Genomic DNA, 17859 nt, shown 5'->3' on the forward strand with positions numbered 1-17859 from the left:
GATAAAATGTGCAAAAAGACACAAAGCCACAGAATCCGCAGAGACGACAAGCTCTACTCAAAATAGGACAAAACGCAGGTTTTGCTCTATTTGGCGCGTTTGTTTGGGGAGCGTATGTCAATGTCGCTAAGGCTGGGAATGCAAATATTTTGCGCCCACCCGGTGCGAGTAAAAATGACGCTGAATTTATATCAAGCTGCATTAAATGTGGTTTGTGTGTAGAGGCGTGTCCTTTTTATACGCTTAAACTTGCAACGCCAAATGATGATACCACGCTTGGCACACCATTTTTTGAGGCAAGGAAAGTGCCTTGCTATATGTGTAAGGACATTCCTTGTGCGGAGGCTTGTCCCACCGATGCGCTTCAGCTTGAGCGTCTGTATCAGCCAAAGAAGCCCGATACAGACAAAAGTTACACAGAGGCGGATATTAATAACGCCACAATGGGTGTAGCAATTGTAGATTCAAAGCATTGCGTAGCTTATGCAGGGATTCAATGTGATGCGTGCTACCGCGCCTGTCCGATTATTGATAAGGCAATAAGCCTCGAATATAAGCGCAATGAGCGCACCGGCAAACACGGCTTTTTGCTACCCATTGTAGATAGCGACTACTGCACTGGTTGCGGTATGTGTGAAAAAGCCTGTGTTACAGAGCTTCCTACGATTATTGTCTTACCTCGTAGCGTTGCACTGGGCAAAATGGGGACAAACTATATCAAGGGTTGGGATAAGACTGATGAAAATCGGCTTTTTGAGCTTAAAGAGCAAAGTAAGTCTAAAAATACTGCACCAAAGGACACTCTAGACTATCTTAATCGCTCACTAGGAGAGATAGAATGAAATATACAAAATTCAAATATCTCTTTCTTAGGCGGGTGATGCAGATTCTTATCCTCGTGTTTTTTGTGCTAGGGAATTACTCTATTGCGACATTGAAAAATGTCCAAAGCAAGGAACAAAGAGGTGTCTTTGGTGGCAATATAGAATCTTTCATCGGGGATTCTAGCTCAATCGTGGCAAAAGAACAAAGTGCGCTAAGCAATATCGCACAGGGCAATCTTAGCCACGCAAAATGGTTTGGTATGGTAAATCTCACCGACCCATTAAGCGCACTACAAATTTTCCTCGCAGGTGGTGGATTTGCACTTGATGTCGCGCTTGGAGTGTTGCTTGTCGTGTTTATTTATGGGGTATTTTTAGGACGCGCGTATTGCGCCTTTGTTTGCCCTATGAATCTTGTAACTGATTTTGCCAACTTCTTGCGTGAGAAGCTAGGATTCAATCAGGCTCGGCACATACTCGCTATTCCTCGCTCCACACGATTTGTGATTTTAGCGATAGGATTAGTGCTTAGCGCGATAAGCGGTGTGGCAGCTTTCGAGCTACTTAGCCCCATTTCTATGCTTCATCGTGGGCTTATTTTTGGTATGGGCTTTGGAATCTTTGCCATTTTGGCGGTGTTTGTGTTTGATTTGTTTGTGCTAAAAAATGGCTTTTGTGGGCATATCTGTCCGCTTGGAGCAATGTATTCACTCATTGGCAAATTTGCACTTTTGCGCGTATATCACGTAAAAGATAATTGCACCAAATGTATGCAATGTGTGCGCATTTGTCCAGAGCCTGAAGTGCTAAAACCCATTGGTAAAACAGAGGGCGCATTAAAAGATATAGCGTGTTTGCGCTGTGGTAGGTGTATTGAGGTGTGCGATGATGACGCACTAAAATTTAGTATTGTGAATTTCACACAAAAGGAGAAAAAATGAAAAAATACATTCAGGGCTTAATGATAGGCTTAGTTGGATTGGCATTTTTTGCGTGTTCGGATTCTACAGAATCTAAGGGCGATAATGCACCTAAAGAAATACAAAGTGGCGAAATGCTTAAAGATAATGAGATTGGGTTGAGAAAAGTGGATTTGCAAGATGAAAAAGATGTCAAATTGCTTCAATACGCATATCCTAATGCTTCTGCTGGTGAAAGCACACCTATTGAACGTTCATTTGAAAATGCACCGCCTATGATTTCCCATAGCATAGAGGATATGCTCCCTATCACACAGGATAACAATCAATGCCTTGCGTGCCACGACCCGGCTATTGCAAAAGATGTAGGCGCAGTGGCTGCTCCGGCTTCACACACTTATGATTTACGCACAAATAAGGATTTAGCAGGTGTCTCTCCAGCGCGATTTAATTGTGTGCTATGCCATACGCCACAAGCCGAAGTATCGCCAACAATTGCAAATACTTTCTCGCCTGACTTCCGCACACAAGGTTCTAAAAATTCATCGAATCTGCTTGATGTGCTTAACGAAGGTGTCAAGTAAGAATGTGCAGATTCTGTGTTCCATTACTCGCCTTGCTTTGTATGCTGCCCCTATGGGCGCAGTATGGCGCGAATAGTGGATTGACAAAGCCGATTGTTATAGAAAGCACAAATGCACAGATAATCCATACGAGCGCGATTATCACGCATATAAGTAGCTTTAATAATCAAATCTTCGTGGGTAATGCCAGTGGTGGCATCGATGTGTTTAGCCTTGATAAAAGTAAAAGGGCGCATAAGGCATATAGCCTCACTTTGCCCCTCGTGAAAGATTATTTTGACAATGACTTTGCGCCACGCGTGTTTGATATTACAACCTTTGATGGCAAAACACTTTTTGTGCTAAGTGAGGCTTCACGCGGTGGAAAGCAGATTCTCAAAATCTCCGCTATGCAAGAAGCAGAGGTGATTTACCAAACGACCACTTCACCTAAGCGCATTATCGCCTTTGATAAAGACAAACTCGTTGTTGGTTTTTTGAGTAATGAAATTGGGCTTTTTGATATAAAAAACGCGAATTTTATCTATATGAGCCACCCTAGCCTTGCTGGTTTTTCGGATTTATGCGTGAATGCACCATTTATCTTTAGCACCGATGAATCCGGTATAGTCAATGTGCTTAATGTGTCTAATGGTGAGCTACTTGCACGACTTGAAAACATCAATAAGGACAATAACTACCAAATCGCCTCTGCGCGTGATAAGATTCTAACTGCGGGTGCAGATAGGCAAATGGGCGTTTATACTTTTAGCACACAGCCACAAAATAGCACACAAAAAGCGCAATTTAGCCTAAAAAATGCTGCAAGTATAAAAAGTCATTTTCTTATCTACGCGGTGGGAATCTCACCACAAGCAAATTTTGGGGCATTTAGCAAAAATGAACAAAACGACATAGGCGTGATACATTTGCCCACTATGCGCGAAATTTACACATTGAAAGGCACAACCTCGCTTATTAATAGCATTATTTTTTATGATGAGAAAACAATCATTAGCGGAAGTGATGATAAAAGTATGATTATTTGGCAACTAAAGGACTAAGATGAATATTTCAAGCATTATTGTAAAAACCACAGAAGAGCATTTTGAATCCGTGAAAGAGGTAATAGATGAACTGCAAAATTGTGAGATTTATATCGCAGATAAGCCCACACATCAGCTTATTGTAGTAGTAGAAGCCCCTAGCACAGAGGAGGAAATCGCCCTCAATAAACATATAGAATCCTTGCGCGGTGTGATAAGTGCGAATATGCACTACGCTTATCAAGAAAGCGAAATTAACGCGCAGCTTAAAAACATAGATGGTGGTGTAAGTGAATTTCTCAATAATGATTCTATCCCTATTGAAAACATCGCATATTCTGGCTCTGTGGCACATCTTATGGGTAAAAAACGCAAAAAATAGTGCTTATTGCATTAAAGTATCTAAGCCTAAATTTAAAGCATAAGGAATAGAGCTCCCGTGATTTTGCCCCATTAACTCAACAAATACAATACTTTTGGGATTGGGTGCGCTCTTTTGCAAAGCTTGCACAATCTCTTCAATCTTGTATTTTGCTTGTCTTTGAGAATTTGCCTCTAAACTACCACGAGTGGAAATAATAGAATCTGGATAATGCGTTATCTCAAGAGGTAAGGTTATAAATTTCCCCTCACCCCACCAAAGTGAAGGCGAAGCACAAACATAATGGCTAAAACTTCGCGGCTTATGCAAAAGTGTATATAACACAAAAAGCCCGCCAAAAGAATGTCCAAAAAGTAGCTCTTTATGAGGTATACCAAATCGCTTATGTATCAATGGTTGGACTTTTTGCGTGATAAAATCTAAAAATATATTGATTCCACCGCCACCACTAAATGAATCCCGCAATTCTTTAGAAAGCAAAGGCGTATAATCATAAGTGCGCGATGCCCTATCAAAAGCCAATGTGCTATCGTGCCCGATTCCTACGATGATAGGCAATGATTGAAAAGGCTGTGTAGATTCTTTTTTGGCAATTTCATTGAGTAACAAGGGGAAAAACGCATTGCCATCTAGCATATAAAATACACTTGTTTTATCTTTTTTATGCTTTGGAATAGCGATGTAAATATTATAGAATCTGCCCTGCGTATTTTGTAAGCGTATAGATTCTATTGCAAAAAGTGCCTTTGCTTCTTGGGTGATAGGCGAGATTTCTTGCGAGGGTGCGCCAAACGCAGAGGAGCAAAGCAACACGATTAATATCGTTATTTTGCAGATTCTCATCAAAGCTCTTTTAATGGTGCAACCCACTCTCATACATCATATATTGGAATCTTTGGGCTATCATTTGAGCCCGCTGCATTATTACTACGATATGCTCCTCTTTTGCATACACTGCCCTCAAACTCTCCTCAAAGAGACTAAGCCACACATTAAAAAGTTCGCGTGGAAAAGGTGGCAAATCAAGGTGAGCTTTGAGCGGTTGCCCATTATAATCGCCCATACTCAAAAGCATACCTTGCCAAAAATTTGCAATCTTTGCCTTATGTGCTTCCCATACCTCATCGCTTGTGCCAACTTTGGTATTAAAAATTTCGCCAAGCCCACTTTTATCCGCACGCACCTTAGCATAAAAAATATCCATAAGCTGACGGATAGAATCCACATTAATTTCTTCAAACATCTTTTCTCCTTATTTTAAAAATAACGCAAGCTTTAGCAAAATAAAAACCACCAAGCTTACAAACAATACCATACTGACTATCTCTATGCTCATCATTTCCTCCTTACACTTACACATAAAATGCCACTTTTGCCAATAGCACAATGAATAACCCAAGAAATAAGGCAATGGGGTGAATCACTTTTGCCAAAGGATTCTTAAGCCCTAAAAACTTGCAGCTTAGCGAGATAACCACCATTAATACAATGGCGAATGCAAGGCACATTTTTATAAGCAAAAAGATTTGAAACGATGTCTCAAAAAAGCCTTGATTACCGCCGATATAGCGACTTATCATCGCTCCACCTGTCAGCACCAAGAAAAGCAGACATAAAGGCATTATCTTTACGCCCCTTTTGCTTATTACGCCAAATACCTTATCAGCAATCTCATCGCCTAGAATCCTCCTCAAAGGAGTGAGTAGCACCACATCAGTAAAAATATAGCCTAAAAATATTATCACACACAACAAATGGAGTGTGAGAAAATAGGGATAAAGTGCTTCCACAAAACCTCCCATATACTCTTTTTGGATTTAAAATACAAAATCTTAAAGCAAAATATATAAAAAAACATTGATATAGGTTAAGATTTGCTACAATATATCCATAAATCTATACAGAGGCGACCCCTTATGCAGCGACTTTTTGACACCCTCACACATATCGGGCAAAAACGGCATTACAATGCAGGAGAGCTACTCTTTTTTGAGGGAGAATGTGTATCCTCTTTGCTTTTACTCACTCAAGGCGAGGTGCGCCTCTATAAAAGCAAAACAGATATTGATGATAGTGAATGCACCCTGCATATCATCACTGCACCTTCTCTTATTGCTGAAATGCCCTTTTTTATGCGATTAAAATATCCATCAAATGCACAATGTATGCAGCCTTGCGAAATCATCAAGATTCGGCTTGAGATCTTTCATACACATATTTTGCAAGATGTGCAAATGTGCTCACTTTTTATCACTTCTTTATGCCACAAGATACAAATCTTAGAATCTCACATCAATGCACACAATCAAAACTTGCAAACACGGCTTTTAGCCTATCTCAATGCGCATAAAGATTTACTCCACACACAAACTCAAAGGCAAATTGCCCAAAGTCTCAATGTCTCTCCAGAGTCGCTCTCGCGCACCCTTAAGATGCTTAAAAATAAAGGCATCATTACTACAATCAAGGGCAAGATTCAGATTCTATGAGCTAGATTTAGCACACCATAGCGAAACTCATAGATAATCACACCAATCACCACCACACTTGAACACACAAGAGAAAGCGGATAAGAAAACCACACGCCAAAAACACCATAATAATAAGACAAAACAAAAAGTAAAATACTCACAAAAATGAGATTATAAGAGAGTGTGATAAGAAAAGAGCTTTTTGGACGTTGGATTGATTGAAAAAATATTGCACTCACAATATTAAATCCTAAAAATATATAGCCTATAAAATACACTTTCATTGCTTCAAGGGTTGGCTCTAAAATCATTTCTTGCCCACTTTTTAAAAAAAGTTTGACGAGCATAGAATCTATACTCATAAATACTGCATAAACTAAAATGCCTAAAGCAGTAGCAAAGCCCACTCCAAAAGCATAAATCCCCCTCACTCGCTTCATCTCTCCAGCTCCATAGTTATAGCTTGCTACAGGCTGCACACCTTGAGCGCAAGAGAGTAAAATTGTAAAACAAACTACACCCACATACATCACGATACTATAAATAGCAAGATAGCTCACTTTCATCTCTTCGCTTTCAGCTAAAGCTTTCAATGTGTGATTAAACATAATCATTACAAATGCTACGCTAAGCTCAGAAATGCTTTGAGGCACACCATTTTTTGCAGAAGCAAACACAGCATTGAGTGAAAAACGCCATACAAAATAAATGCGCCCTCTTTTACGCACAAAATGGCTTAAAAGTATCATCATACCTAATCCGTGTCCCATAGCAGTAGCAAGTGCAGAGCCAAACATACCAAGCTCTAACACAAATAAAAAAATATAATTTAATACAATATTTGATGCAGAGCCAATAATCATCGCCATCATTGCCAAAATCGGGCGTTTATCATTAATCACAAAAATATCAAGCAAAGGGTGAAGCACCATAATCACAGCACTCAAAAAAATCACTTGCAAATACTCTACTACATAGGGCAGCACCAACTCATTTGCCCCAAGTGCAAGAGCGACTTTTTCTACGCAGAAAAAAAGAATTACGCCGATAATGACAGAAGAGAGGGTAGCAAAATAAAATACCGAGCTAAACATTAATCTTGCACGGTTATCTTGTCCTTTACCCAAAAAATACGAAGCAATAGAAGCAGCTCCTAAGCCAAAGAGTAATTCAAAAGCAATGAGAGCAGGAAATATAGGCCAACATAGCCCAATAGCAGCAAGTGCATTTTCACCAAGCTTTTTCCCCACAAAAATACCATCAATGGTTGAATAAGTTGAAAGCGCAAGCATTGCGCATAAATTAGGGATAAAAAAATAAAAAAAGAGCTTATAAATAGAATCTGTGCGCATATTGACTTTATCCGCTGCCACGCTCATTTTCACTCCTTTTGTAGATTCAAAATAAATATAAAACCTGTGATAAAACATAGAATCTAATGCGCTGTGCTAAAGTGCTAGAATCTGCGCCCTAGCAAACGCGCAATAAAATGCTATTTTTCACTCTCTCTAAGATATGCTAACGCCCTCTCATAATCTTGTGGCGTATCAATCCCCACGCTTTTTGTTTCTACCACCGCTAAAGCAATAGTTTTTCTATGATAAATTGCGCGAAGCTGCTCTAATTTCTCTATATCCTCTATTGGGCTTTTTGGCAAGGAGCAAAACTCCTGCAAAGTCTTTGCATAAAAGCCATAAATTCCCAAATGCCCCAAATATGGAAAATGCTGCATAGTCTTGCTATCTTTATCGCGGTGAAATGGAATAGTAGCACGAGAGAAATAAATCGCCTCATTATGCGCGTTTAACACGACTTTAACAAGATTAGAATCCACGCTAGAAGATTCAGAAATCACCTTTGCTAAAGTCCCCATAAAAGGCTTTTTTTCTTTCATTAAGGCAATGAGTGTGGAAATAACATTATGTTCCAAAAATGGCTCATCAGCTTGAATATTAAGAATAACCTCATTATCGCTCAATCCGAGTTTTTTACTTGCCTCTGCACATCTATCTGTGCCGCTACTATGACTTTTAGCTGTCATTACACAAGGAATCTTATGTGTTTTACATACAGATGCTATTTGTTCATCATCACACGCCACCACAACAGAATCTACCTGCTGTGCATTAAGTGCTGTGCGCACGACCATAGGCAACCCACCTATATCACATAATACTTTTTTTGGGAATCGTGTAGATTCTAATCTTGCAGGAATAATAATCATCTTTGCCTCCTTATGCCTAAAGTTTTGTGAAATTGTAGCTTGATTGAGATAAAATCAAACACAAAATACAGCTTAAATTTATGAATCCTTAGGTGAAAAAGCATAACATTTGCTCATCACAAAACCAACGCATACATACACTACACCGCCGACAATTTGTGCAAAATAAGGATTCATATCTAAGATTCTATATGCAAAGCTCATCACAAAAAATTGTGCTACATACGCCACACCCATAGCTAAAGCAAAACGAGGTAAATCGCGTTTATGAGAAGAAGGCGAAGCAAAGGTAAAAGTTTTATTCAATATATAAGAAACCACAAAACCCACACCATAGCCTATTGCATTTGCCACTTCTGGCACAATGCCACACCATAGTGCAAAAAATATCACGCCATAGCCAACGCAAGTATTTACTACTCCTACGCTTAAGTATTTAATACCTGCTTTATGCCACGGATTTTTCATTTATGCTCCAGATTTGTATTGTTTTGCCATATCCAAATTTTAGCAAAAATTAGAATGTAAATTTCAAATGTTTTATTTTCTTTTTGATAAGGGAGGGACAAAAATACGCTGTGGGTTAAAGTAGCTTCGCATAAATGCAAAATCGCTCCCTTTATAATCCCCTGCCCTTGCAAGGCTTTAAAAGTTTGGCTTCACGCACACAATTATTTTATTGCTTATAAAAATATCTCACAGCCAAAAGCAAATGAATCACTTACTCTACCACAAAGCTTTTCACACCAAAATAATGCGCGTAAGTCGTATTAGGCCACTCATTTGGATTGTCTCCGGGATTGCCCCAATCGCCATAATTTTTATAAAATGAAGCAAAGGTAGAAGCACTCACTTTCACATCTTCTATGCCTTGAGCTTTTTGCGCTTGAATAGAATCTACCATATTGTTCCACTTTATACGCCCATCAATATATGCACTTAGCACAAAAATCCCATAAGCACAACATAAAGCAATGATTGATATTTGAATAATTTTTGCTATGCGCTCACTGCCTAAAGATTCCATAAACTGCTGATAGACAAAAACAATCATTACAAATTCAATCAATACATAGCCAAGCTTAGCGCGTGATGGCAAACCTACTTGAATCGTAGTGCCTACAAGCAGACAAAAGAGTAAAAATGCAATGAATAATTTAATAAAAAGCTTACACATTGCCTCATCATTTCTCTTATAATAAAAATAAGCAAATCCCACAAAAAAACACCCAGCAATGACAAAAGCAACAATGCCAATAAAATCACTTGCAAATGGTAAAAAATGCTTATGATTTTTTACCATTACAAAAAATACAACCACAGCAAAAATAAAAATTAAAGATATAAATTTTTTAGCCCTTTCTTTATAACATACAAAAAGGATTGACACTATGATTATCACAGGTAAATAACCAACAAACTTTGCATAAGTAATACTTAAATGTCGCATTTTCTCACCAAAACTCATCGCAATAATGTCTCTTAGTGTGTAAAAAGAATCCTTACCAAAAAGTTCCCACCATACAGCTACTCTTTTAGCGTGTCCGGGGCTTAGATAAAGCACAAACCAGCCAAGTGTAAAAGCCACAAGCCCAGCATAATACCACACAGGCAAATGCACTCTTTTATAGAGGGCATATATAAAAAATCCTATATGCACGATGATTGCCACAACACCTATCATTTCGCTACTCATACCAGCAATAAAACATAAAATCATAAAGAGAAGAGCTTTGCCTAGCTCTTTTACAACATTTGATTTACAAATACCTTTAGAATCTTGCTCGAAAATATCTCCCCAAAATAAACGATAAGGGATAAAGCTACAAAGCAAGGCACAATACGCCCACAAATAATTTAAACTCCCAGCAGCCCAAAGGAAAATCGAACCAAAAGCACTCTGAAACATTAGCACAAACATTAAAAGACTTAATATCACCACATCATTAAAATCGCGTGGCAATCGCCCAAATATAAAAACAAAAAATAAAAATACAAATCCCACGCCCATAAGGGTATTAAGAATCACAAAATAAACACTCGGTGCAAGAGCTCCCACACAAGCAGTTCTTAGCATTTCAAAGATTCTACCATTCCAATTCATATAGCTATGCCACGCACCGCTTAAGCCCTCACTCACTGCACCCAAATCATCACTTTGCGTAGGAAAAAGCGCGTTTAAAACAAGAAAGAATCCGCCTATAAAGACAGAAAAAATAATTACGCTTTTAAGCCCCCCCCGAGCGAGCGCGTTACGACTGATTATTTTCATTTTCACTCCTTTATTAATTTTATTTAATGTATGCAAACTACCGAATCTTAGGCGTTAAAACTATACTTGTTAAACCGCCCAATTTCTCATATAATATTTTCACATCATAACTATCCAAAGCACATTCAAATTTCTCATTCACAACAAAGTCTATCTTATCATAAACAGACATTATAGAGGATAAATCTTCACAAGATTCTATAAACATCACTTTTAAGTCCTTAGACAAATAAGGCATAATAAGCGAAACATAATAAGTAGAATTTTCAATCAATACAATTTGAGGAATCACCATATCTTTATACTCTTTAGTCAGTGTGAATCTATAACCTTGAAGCGTATCTATTTTTTGCTTATCAAATGGCATTATACTTCCTATAAACCATAAAGCTATTATAACCCCCCCCCCCCCCGAACATATTGAGGAACAGAGTGAGATAGTAGATGATAAAGGCTCACCAACGCAAAGTTAAGCAAAAGGAATAAAAGAGGAAAAATAGACATAATATAGCGCAAGTCTTTGTAGGGGGCTACAAAAATTACAACAAAAGCCCAAAGGAGTGCACAAATACCAAAAAGCAAAGCTATAAGTTGCGGATTCAAGCCAACATCATCACTCTTAAAATACACAAGAATTGCGGAGCGATATTTTAGGGCATATACACAGGCTAGACATAAACCAAAAAGGCCAAAAATAACCACACTATACGAGAGATAATGAGTGAATATGTCAAAAAATTGAGTGCATATTTGATAAAAATTTTCTATCACATACTCTAAACTTAGCTTATCTCCTACTTCCTTGCCCCTACCTCCAACAAAACCAGAGAAATAATTAGGATACAAAAGCTTAGATAAAAGCAATGAATATATAAAAGTAGTAGCAAAAAAGAGTTTATCTTTATATGCCTTTGCACGATATGCCCATAGAGTCGCTAAAAAGTAAATCATCACTACAAATATAAGAGCAAAATATCCGCTTAAGAGTGCAAAAGCTGTGCAAATAGCTAAAATCAACACTTCATATGACAATAGCCTTACACAAACAAAAAGCACACAGCCTATTACATATACAAGCACAAGCATCACATAAAGCTTATATGATATGTGAAGTGTGTAGGCGATATTGCCTATGATTTCACCTTTTTGTATGTCTTTGGTGCTATCAAATTGCAAATAACGGGGATTCTTATCTTGATGAATAGGAGGAGATAAAACCTGAGAAGTAAATTTCATAGAATCTAGCATAGGCTCTATAACAATATAAGGACTATGGTCTCTAAAAATAGAGCTTGAAAAGAGCATTTTACCCTCTATCTTATAATGAATCTCTTTTGTCTCTATGTTTGATTCTGTATTTATTTCTATATTGTGAGCCACCACTTGTGCATATCGTATCTCATTGGTAAAAAACCTTAATGCAAAACAAAATCCAAAGGCAAAAATGATACATATACTCCATATTTTTATGTATTTTTTTAGCTTGAGCGCAAAATCTTTATTATCTAAAAAAGGTATATTAAATGATGTGTTTTTAAAAGATTGTAATATCCTCACAAAAACATAGCAAAGCAGTAAAAAACTCATCTCTTGCAGGGCATAGGGTCTCAAAAAAAGAGTATTATTTATGCTCGCAGGATTTAAAAAGGCTAAAGCCAAAAAGTATAAAAGAAAATAATTAAAGCCAAATAACCGCACATAAAGCATAAATGCCAAAACAAAAGAGCAAGTAAAAAAGACAAAATTAAGGCTAATGCCCCGATAAAAAGTCTGTTTTAAATCAGTATGAATAAAGCCAATATGCCACAAACGCAAAAGAGAATAGTATAAATTTGTATGTGGGTCATCGCGATTATTAACATATAGTTTTTTCACATCACTTAATGCGCCACTCAATGAGCTATCATTCCATAATGTCATATGTTGCAACTGCTTAGCAGTATAGATTTTATGTGGCTCAAAATTTTTGCCCCAGCCATATTCATTGTATTCGGATAACACAATGGAGAGTATTTCATCCATATGCGCTACTTGCTTAAATTCTAAAAAATAAAGCCTCAAGCCAAAAGCCACACAAAAGACAAAAAATGCTAAAAAAGCAATGATTTTTACTTGACTTAGAATTTTTTGCTGCATTCTTTACCTTTATGAAAATCCTGCACGTTATCTTTTAGCTCATCATTTCTTGTATCCTCGCTCATATCTCGTGCGATATAATGTGGGCGAGATTTTACTTGCTCATAGATTCTTGCGATATACTCGCCAATAACACCAAGTATGATAAGCTGAACTCCACCCAAAAAGGCTATCCACGCTACAAGTGAAGTCCAACCAGCCACAGCATTGTGAAAAATAAGTGTGCTTATCACTGCATAACACCCATAGCCCAAACTTAGCGCACTCATCACAAAGCCCAACACAAAAGCCACGCGTAAAGGCATAGTGCTAAAGCTAATAAAGCCCTCAATGGCATATTTAAAAAGTTTCCAAAAGCTCCAGCCACTATTACCCTGTGTGCGTGGAATATACTCATATTCTAAGCCAATTTTTTTAAAGCCAACCCATTCAAACATTGCCTTTGAAAAACGATGATACTCACTCATACTCAAAAGGGCATTCACAACTTGCCTATCCATAAGGCGAAAATCTCTCACGCCAGATTCTAAATGCACTTGCGAAATGAGATTGCTTAAAATATAAAATCCCTCGCTAAGCTTAGCCCTTATAAAACTCTCTCCCGCACGAGAGATTCGTCTTGCATATATAATGTCTGCTTCCTTATCCTGCCATTTTTTATACATTTCAAGCAGCATCGTCGGTGGGTCTTGTAAATCCGCGTCAATAAGTGCTACACAGTCGCCCTTACTTGCTTGCAATCCAGCATATATGGCACTTTCTTTACCAAAATTGCGTGAGAAATCAATAATTTTTATTTTGCATTGAGCGGGGGGGGGGGATAGAAAGAAAAGCAGAATCTTGAATATCGCAACTGCCCTCTTGTGCATTTTGCAAAGAACGAAGTATTTGCAATGTGTTATCACTACTTCCATCATTAACAAAAATGAGTTCAAATACACTTTGAGAATATGTTTTTGAAATATCCTCAAAAACTGCAAAAATATTCTTACAAAATGAAAGTAAACTATCTGCCTCATTATAGCAAGGCACGATAAGAGAAAGCTTTGCCACTTCATTCCTTTAAACAAAATGAGGCGTATTATAACACATTATCAACGCACTCGCAATACATAAAAATGCAGAGGTAGAGCATATACGTTTTGTGAAAGTATCACATCACCTTGTGTTAGTCCTAAAAATTGCAATGTGGCTTTCAAAAAAGTTTTAAGTCCAAGTAATGGCACATTATAGCCCTGCTCTGCGCTAAAAAGCAACTCATATTTTTCGTTTAAAGATTCTAAATCAAAATTATATGCACTATAAGGGGTTGCAATCACCAAATCTCCACTTTGTTTAGCAATAGCCTCATTGTTTTGAAACACACTCCAATGTGCATTACCATTAAATCTATCCACAAAGCGCGAATCGACAGCATCGCTTGAATACAAATCAAAATCTTGCGCCCCATAATATGTAAGCCACTTACCAAAGCTATGATAAACCTCTACATAGCTTACCCTATCCACGCCCTCAAGGAAGATTCTATTATGCGGGTGATTATGTGTATAATCACTCACAAAGCTAAGTGTGGCTTGAAAATTTGGCGGGACAAATTTATAATGCGCCCATATATACGCAGATACAAAAAGTGTATTTCCCACAAACATAAAAGCACAGAGTGCAAGAATCACTTTATACCATTTATGCTGCCACCATAAAAGAAAACTCGCACCAATGACAATAAGGGTAAATACATACGCAGGTAAAAGATAATGATGAGAGGAAAGCTTGAGCACCGCATATTCACAAAGCAAAATCGCACTGCTCCAAATACTCGCATCAAGCAGGGGGATAAAGGGTTGCTTTTTGATAAGCACCGCATAGATTCTATATATTAATGCACTAAAGATTATCCCACACAAAAAAGGTTCATTGCATAGATATGTAAAAAGAGATTTAGCAAAGGTAAGAAGCGCGCTATAAGGCGTATCTCCATAGAATCCTGAATCTTGTTTTTGTAATAAAACAACAAAAACATATACAACAAACCATACAATCGTGCTAAGAATAAGCCCCATATCAAAAAGCTTTATATGAATCTTACACTTTGTATGTGAAAAATACACACAAAAAAGATGCACGAATGCAAAAGCTATTATCATCGCAAAAGTCGTTTCTTTATAATACAAAGACACATTAGCACAGATTAAACCAACAAGAAGCATAAGGCTAGAAGTGCGTGTATTTTTGGATTCCAATACAAAAGCATAGCTCATAAGAAAAAGACTCAAAAATACAAACTCCATACGCTCTGGCACAAAAAGCCTAAGCCACGAACCAATAAAACTAGGAGAAAGAAGCAAAAGCACAAGAAGTATATCCACTACATAGGGGACTTTCTGCATAGCATATGCTTTATGTGAATGCGAAGTAGATTCTAAAATATGCGCGATAAAAATCCTCATCGCATAGCGCAAAGCAAAAATCACCACAAACACACATAAGGCATTAAAAGTATAAAATACTGCTGCTTTTACGCCAAAAGCCGCTGATAGTAGATTTAGCTCTTGCCCATCAAGCGGAAAGAATCTGCCAATATTTGGCTGAATAAAAAAACCTATATTTTGTCCTACAAGAAGTGTTTGTGTAAGTATGTGGTCATCTATAACACTAAAAGCCGAGTGATACATTATCAAAAACGCATACAAACATACAAAAAGAAAAAAGCCTATATGCCACCATAAAGGAGCTTTAGCTAATAAGTTGCCCCCCCCCCCCGATACTGATTTGCAACATACTCATCGCTACTCCTTATGAAAATGTCTTTAGCAAAATTATGAGAGCGTGAGTATAATGCAAAGATTCTTAGAATCTTATTTGGCTATAAATTTTTGCGTGGATTTGCAATGTCTTCTATGAAATATCTCGGTCGGTGCTTTGATTCTGCGTAAATCTTGCCAATATATTCGCCGATAACACCAAGGCTCAAAAGCTGAATCCCGCTAAAAAAGCAAAGCGGTATCATCGTGGAAGCCCAGCCATACATAACGCCACTTGTAAAAAGCTTGACATAAAGCACCCAAGCACCAAGCCCAATGGAAAGCAAGAAAAACACCACGCCTAGCACACTCACAAGCCGCAATGGCGTAACACTAAAGCTTGTAATGCCATTCCACGCAAAAGAAAGCATTTTCATTAAAGGATATTTGCTCTCTCCTGCAAATCGCTCCAGCCTATCGTATTCCACCACATCGCTTTTAAAGCCAAGTAATGGCACAATGCCACGCAAAAAGAGATTGACTTCATTAAAGTTAAGAAGTGATTTGATAGCTCTTGCAGAAAGCAGCCGATAATCAGCGTGATTGTAGGTGATTTTTACACCCATTAATGCCATTAATTTATAGAATCCAAGTGCGGTATATTTTTTGAAAAAGCTATCTGTATCACGCTTTTTTCTTACCCCATAAATCACCTCTGCACCTGCTTTTGCCTTTCTCACAAATTCATCAATCACCGAAATATCATCTTGCAAATCACAATCTATGCTAATGGCACAATCGCTTTTGTCCGCCACATATTCTAATCCCGCTAAAAGCGCGTTTTGATGTCCATAGTTGCGTGAGAGTTTAATTGCGCTTATTGCTATATATTCTGTTTTGCCTACTTGAGGTTGTGAGGCTTTAGAATCTATATCTGTGCTAAGCTGCTGTGTAGATTCTAATCTCATAGTATCGCGCGAAATATCTTGCAAAATCTCCCAAGTCTTATCCTTGCTTCCATCATCAATAAAGCAAATAAAACTCTCACGCGCAATCTCACCTTGCTTTACCAACTCTCCAAGCACAAGCTGTAGCTCTCTGCAAGTTTGCAATATCACCGCTTCTTCATTATGCGCAGGAATTACGATAGCAAGACGCATTACACACCCCCTCGCACGACAAAACACAATAAAGACATTAACAAAAATAAGGCAAAAAAGCCAAACGCACTAAAAAATGATAAATGTGTTAATAAAAATAAAGAAACAAAAAAGGAGTTAATTTTTAGCGGGGGGGGGGGCAAACACAAGATTAGTCAAGGGAGAAAAGAGGCATTGTATAGTTTTTATAGATTTTATAGAATCTGCGCTTTGCAAAGAAATAAGATTCACAAAAAAAGCAAATTTTAAATGTAAAGTTTTAGCGTGTTTTACTCGTGTATATATCCTCTGCACTTTCTACCTTTATATTTTCTTAGCTTGAGGCTTTAAAGTCGTGGATTCTAATACCTTTGGGCTTAGAATCTTCTAAAGCCATTGCTTAGGATTTGTCATCATATCTCACATAATCCTTTTTAATCAGCAAAAGGAGAAAATAATTAAATCCGCCGTGGCAAAGTGTGCATACCCATAAAGATTCACTCATCTCATACAAAAATCCCAAAAGCAGCCCCTGCGCGCATACTTCAAGCAACATAAGCGGTTTTTTGTAATACGAAAAATGCACGAGTGTAAAAAGAATAGTTGCAAGAATAAGTCCAAAATGATATTGTAAAACCCCTCGAAAAATCAGCTCCTCCGCCAAGGCGTTGATAAGAAAAAATGGCACCATAAAATACATATTTGCGCTTTTTGCAAAGATAAATACATTTTCATCATATATTTTATGGCACGGAAACTGCAAAAATATCCACATTATCACAGACGCCATTACAAACCCAAAGCAGAGCCAGAGCAGACTTTGAAGTGAAAGGATAAAGGGATAGAGTCCCACAAGCTCCCCATTTAAGCGAAAAATTGCAAAATAATATACCGCGCACGCAAAAACCAACAAACACAGAGAAAGCCCCGCCTGTATCGCTATGGATTTATACTCACTCACACAAACCCTTTTTTTTTTTTTATTATTTTTTGCTTTAATAAATATTCTCTATCTGCATTTGAAGCACATTGCGCTTCAAATGCCATTATTGGCGTAATTTATTATTTATGATTTTCACATTTTTGGGTAAATTTTAGAATCTAGCTCTTATGCTTACGCAAACATACACCTTCATATAAA

General features: G+C 37.7%; 20 protein-coding genes. 6 read left to right on the top strand and 14 right to left on the bottom strand.

Annotation, left to right across the window (positions count from 1 at the left end):
* Positions 1–8: 8 nt before the first annotated feature.
* From napG to BN2458_RS06555, 5 genes are read left to right on the top strand one after another with little or no spacing between them, the layout of a single operon-like run.
* Positions 9–842, top strand: coding sequence for a ferredoxin-type protein NapG (gene napG / locus BN2458_RS06535; protein WP_034343333.1), 834 nt, complete (start codon positions 9–11; stop codon positions 840–842).
* Positions 839–1765: a quinol dehydrogenase ferredoxin subunit NapH gene (gene napH, locus BN2458_RS06540; RefSeq protein WP_034327326.1), complete on the top strand. Its 927-nt coding sequence runs from the start codon at positions 839–841 to the stop codon at positions 1763–1765. The genes napG and napH overlap by 4 nt, the downstream gene beginning before the upstream one ends.
* A complete protein-coding gene (locus BN2458_RS06545) occupies positions 1762–2328 on the top strand; it encodes a nitrate reductase cytochrome c-type subunit (RefSeq protein WP_034327327.1) in 567 nt (188 codons plus the stop codon). Before napH ends, BN2458_RS06545 begins: the two co-directional genes overlap by 4 nt.
* A gap of 2 nt (positions 2329–2330) precedes the next feature.
* Positions 2331–3371: a WD40 repeat domain-containing protein gene (locus BN2458_RS06550; RefSeq protein ID WP_231944743.1), complete on the top strand. Its 1041-nt coding sequence runs from the start codon at positions 2331–2333 to the stop codon at positions 3369–3371.
* A gap of 1 nt (position 3372) precedes the next feature.
* Entirely contained in the window at positions 3373–3735 is a 363-nt protein-coding gene (locus BN2458_RS06555) for a chaperone NapD (protein WP_034327328.1), read from the top strand.
* Positions 3736–3738: 3 nt separating this feature from the next.
* Here the strand turns inward: BN2458_RS06555 and BN2458_RS06560 are convergent, their stop codons facing one another.
* The 3 genes from BN2458_RS06560 to BN2458_RS06570 all read right to left on the bottom strand — a co-directional run bounded on the left by BN2458_RS06560 (position 3739) and on the right by BN2458_RS06570 (position 5525).
* Positions 3739–4578 (bottom strand): alpha/beta hydrolase, encoded by an 840-nt coding sequence (locus BN2458_RS06560; protein ID WP_052082103.1) that lies wholly within the window; start codon positions 4576–4578, stop codon positions 3739–3741.
* Between the two features lie 10 nt (positions 4579–4588).
* Positions 4589–4978: a group III truncated hemoglobin gene (locus BN2458_RS06565; RefSeq protein ID WP_034342751.1), complete on the bottom strand. Its 390-nt coding sequence runs from the start codon at positions 4976–4978 to the stop codon at positions 4589–4591.
* 109 nt (positions 4979–5087) lie between these two features.
* Positions 5088–5525, bottom strand: a complete 438-nt coding sequence (locus tag BN2458_RS06570; RefSeq protein ID WP_034343024.1) for a copper resistance protein CopD — start codon at positions 5523–5525, stop codon at positions 5088–5090.
* A gap of 84 nt (positions 5526–5609) precedes the next feature.
* Between BN2458_RS06570 and BN2458_RS06575 the strand changes: the two genes are divergently transcribed.
* A complete protein-coding gene (locus tag BN2458_RS06575) occupies positions 5610–6224 on the top strand; it encodes a Crp/Fnr family transcriptional regulator (protein ID WP_231944744.1) in 615 nt (204 codons plus the stop codon).
* Here BN2458_RS06575 and BN2458_RS06580 read toward each other — a convergent pair.
* From BN2458_RS06580 to BN2458_RS06625, 11 genes are all read right to left on the bottom strand, one after another.
* Positions 6212–7585 carry an MATE family efflux transporter gene (locus BN2458_RS06580; RefSeq protein WP_034342748.1) on the bottom strand — a complete coding sequence of 458 codons (1374 nt, stop codon included), beginning with the start codon at positions 7583–7585 and terminating at the stop codon, positions 6212–6214. The genes BN2458_RS06575 and BN2458_RS06580 overlap by 13 nt on opposite strands.
* 113 nt (positions 7586–7698) lie before the next feature.
* Positions 7699–8430 carry a 3-deoxy-manno-octulosonate cytidylyltransferase gene (gene kdsB, locus BN2458_RS06585; RefSeq protein ID WP_034342745.1) on the bottom strand — a complete coding sequence of 244 codons (732 nt, stop codon included), beginning with the start codon at positions 8428–8430 and terminating at the stop codon, positions 7699–7701.
* Positions 8431–8508: 78 nt separating this feature from the next.
* On the bottom strand, positions 8509–8898 hold the full coding sequence (locus tag BN2458_RS06590) for a GtrA family protein (RefSeq protein ID WP_034342742.1): 390 nt from the start codon (positions 8896–8898) through the stop codon (positions 8509–8511).
* 253 nt (positions 8899–9151) lie between these two features.
* Positions 9152–10702 carry a DUF6056 family protein gene (locus BN2458_RS10415; protein ID WP_052082102.1) on the bottom strand — a complete coding sequence of 517 codons (1551 nt, stop codon included), beginning with the start codon at positions 10700–10702 and terminating at the stop codon, positions 9152–9154.
* A 37-nt stretch (positions 10703–10739) separates the two neighbouring features.
* On the bottom strand, positions 10740–11069 hold the full coding sequence (locus tag BN2458_RS06600; RefSeq protein ID WP_058122068.1) for a hypothetical protein: 330 nt from the start codon (positions 11067–11069) through the stop codon (positions 10740–10742).
* A gap of 26 nt (positions 11070–11095) precedes the next feature.
* Positions 11096–12838 carry a hypothetical protein gene (locus BN2458_RS06605; RefSeq protein WP_058122069.1) on the bottom strand — a complete coding sequence of 581 codons (1743 nt, stop codon included), beginning with the start codon at positions 12836–12838 and terminating at the stop codon, positions 11096–11098.
* Positions 12820–13578 (bottom strand): glycosyltransferase, encoded by a 759-nt coding sequence (locus tag BN2458_RS06610; protein WP_269147260.1) that lies wholly within the window; start codon positions 13576–13578, stop codon positions 12820–12822. Before BN2458_RS06610 ends, BN2458_RS06605 begins: the two co-directional genes overlap by 19 nt.
* A gap of 43 nt (positions 13579–13621) precedes the next feature.
* Complete coding sequence (locus tag BN2458_RS10580; RefSeq protein WP_269147261.1) at positions 13622–13891, bottom strand: glycosyltransferase; 270 nt, start codon at positions 13889–13891, stop codon at positions 13622–13624.
* 41 nt (positions 13892–13932) lie between these two features.
* A complete protein-coding gene (locus BN2458_RS06615; protein WP_231944745.1) occupies positions 13933–15510 on the bottom strand; it encodes a hypothetical protein in 1578 nt (525 codons plus the stop codon).
* 191 nt (positions 15511–15701) lie between these two features.
* Positions 15702–16739, bottom strand: coding sequence for a glycosyltransferase family 2 protein (locus tag BN2458_RS06620; protein WP_034328597.1), 1038 nt, complete (start codon positions 16737–16739; stop codon positions 15702–15704).
* A 379-nt stretch (positions 16740–17118) separates the two neighbouring features.
* Positions 17119–17679 (bottom strand): CPBP family intramembrane glutamic endopeptidase, encoded by a 561-nt coding sequence (locus BN2458_RS06625; RefSeq protein ID WP_058122071.1) that lies wholly within the window; start codon positions 17677–17679, stop codon positions 17119–17121.
* Between the last annotated feature and the right edge of the window lie 180 nt (positions 17680–17859).

It is taken from the genome of Helicobacter typhlonius (genome assembly GCF_001460635.1).
Taxonomy (GTDB): domain Bacteria; phylum Campylobacterota; class Campylobacteria; order Campylobacterales; family Helicobacteraceae; genus Helicobacter_C; species Helicobacter_C typhlonius.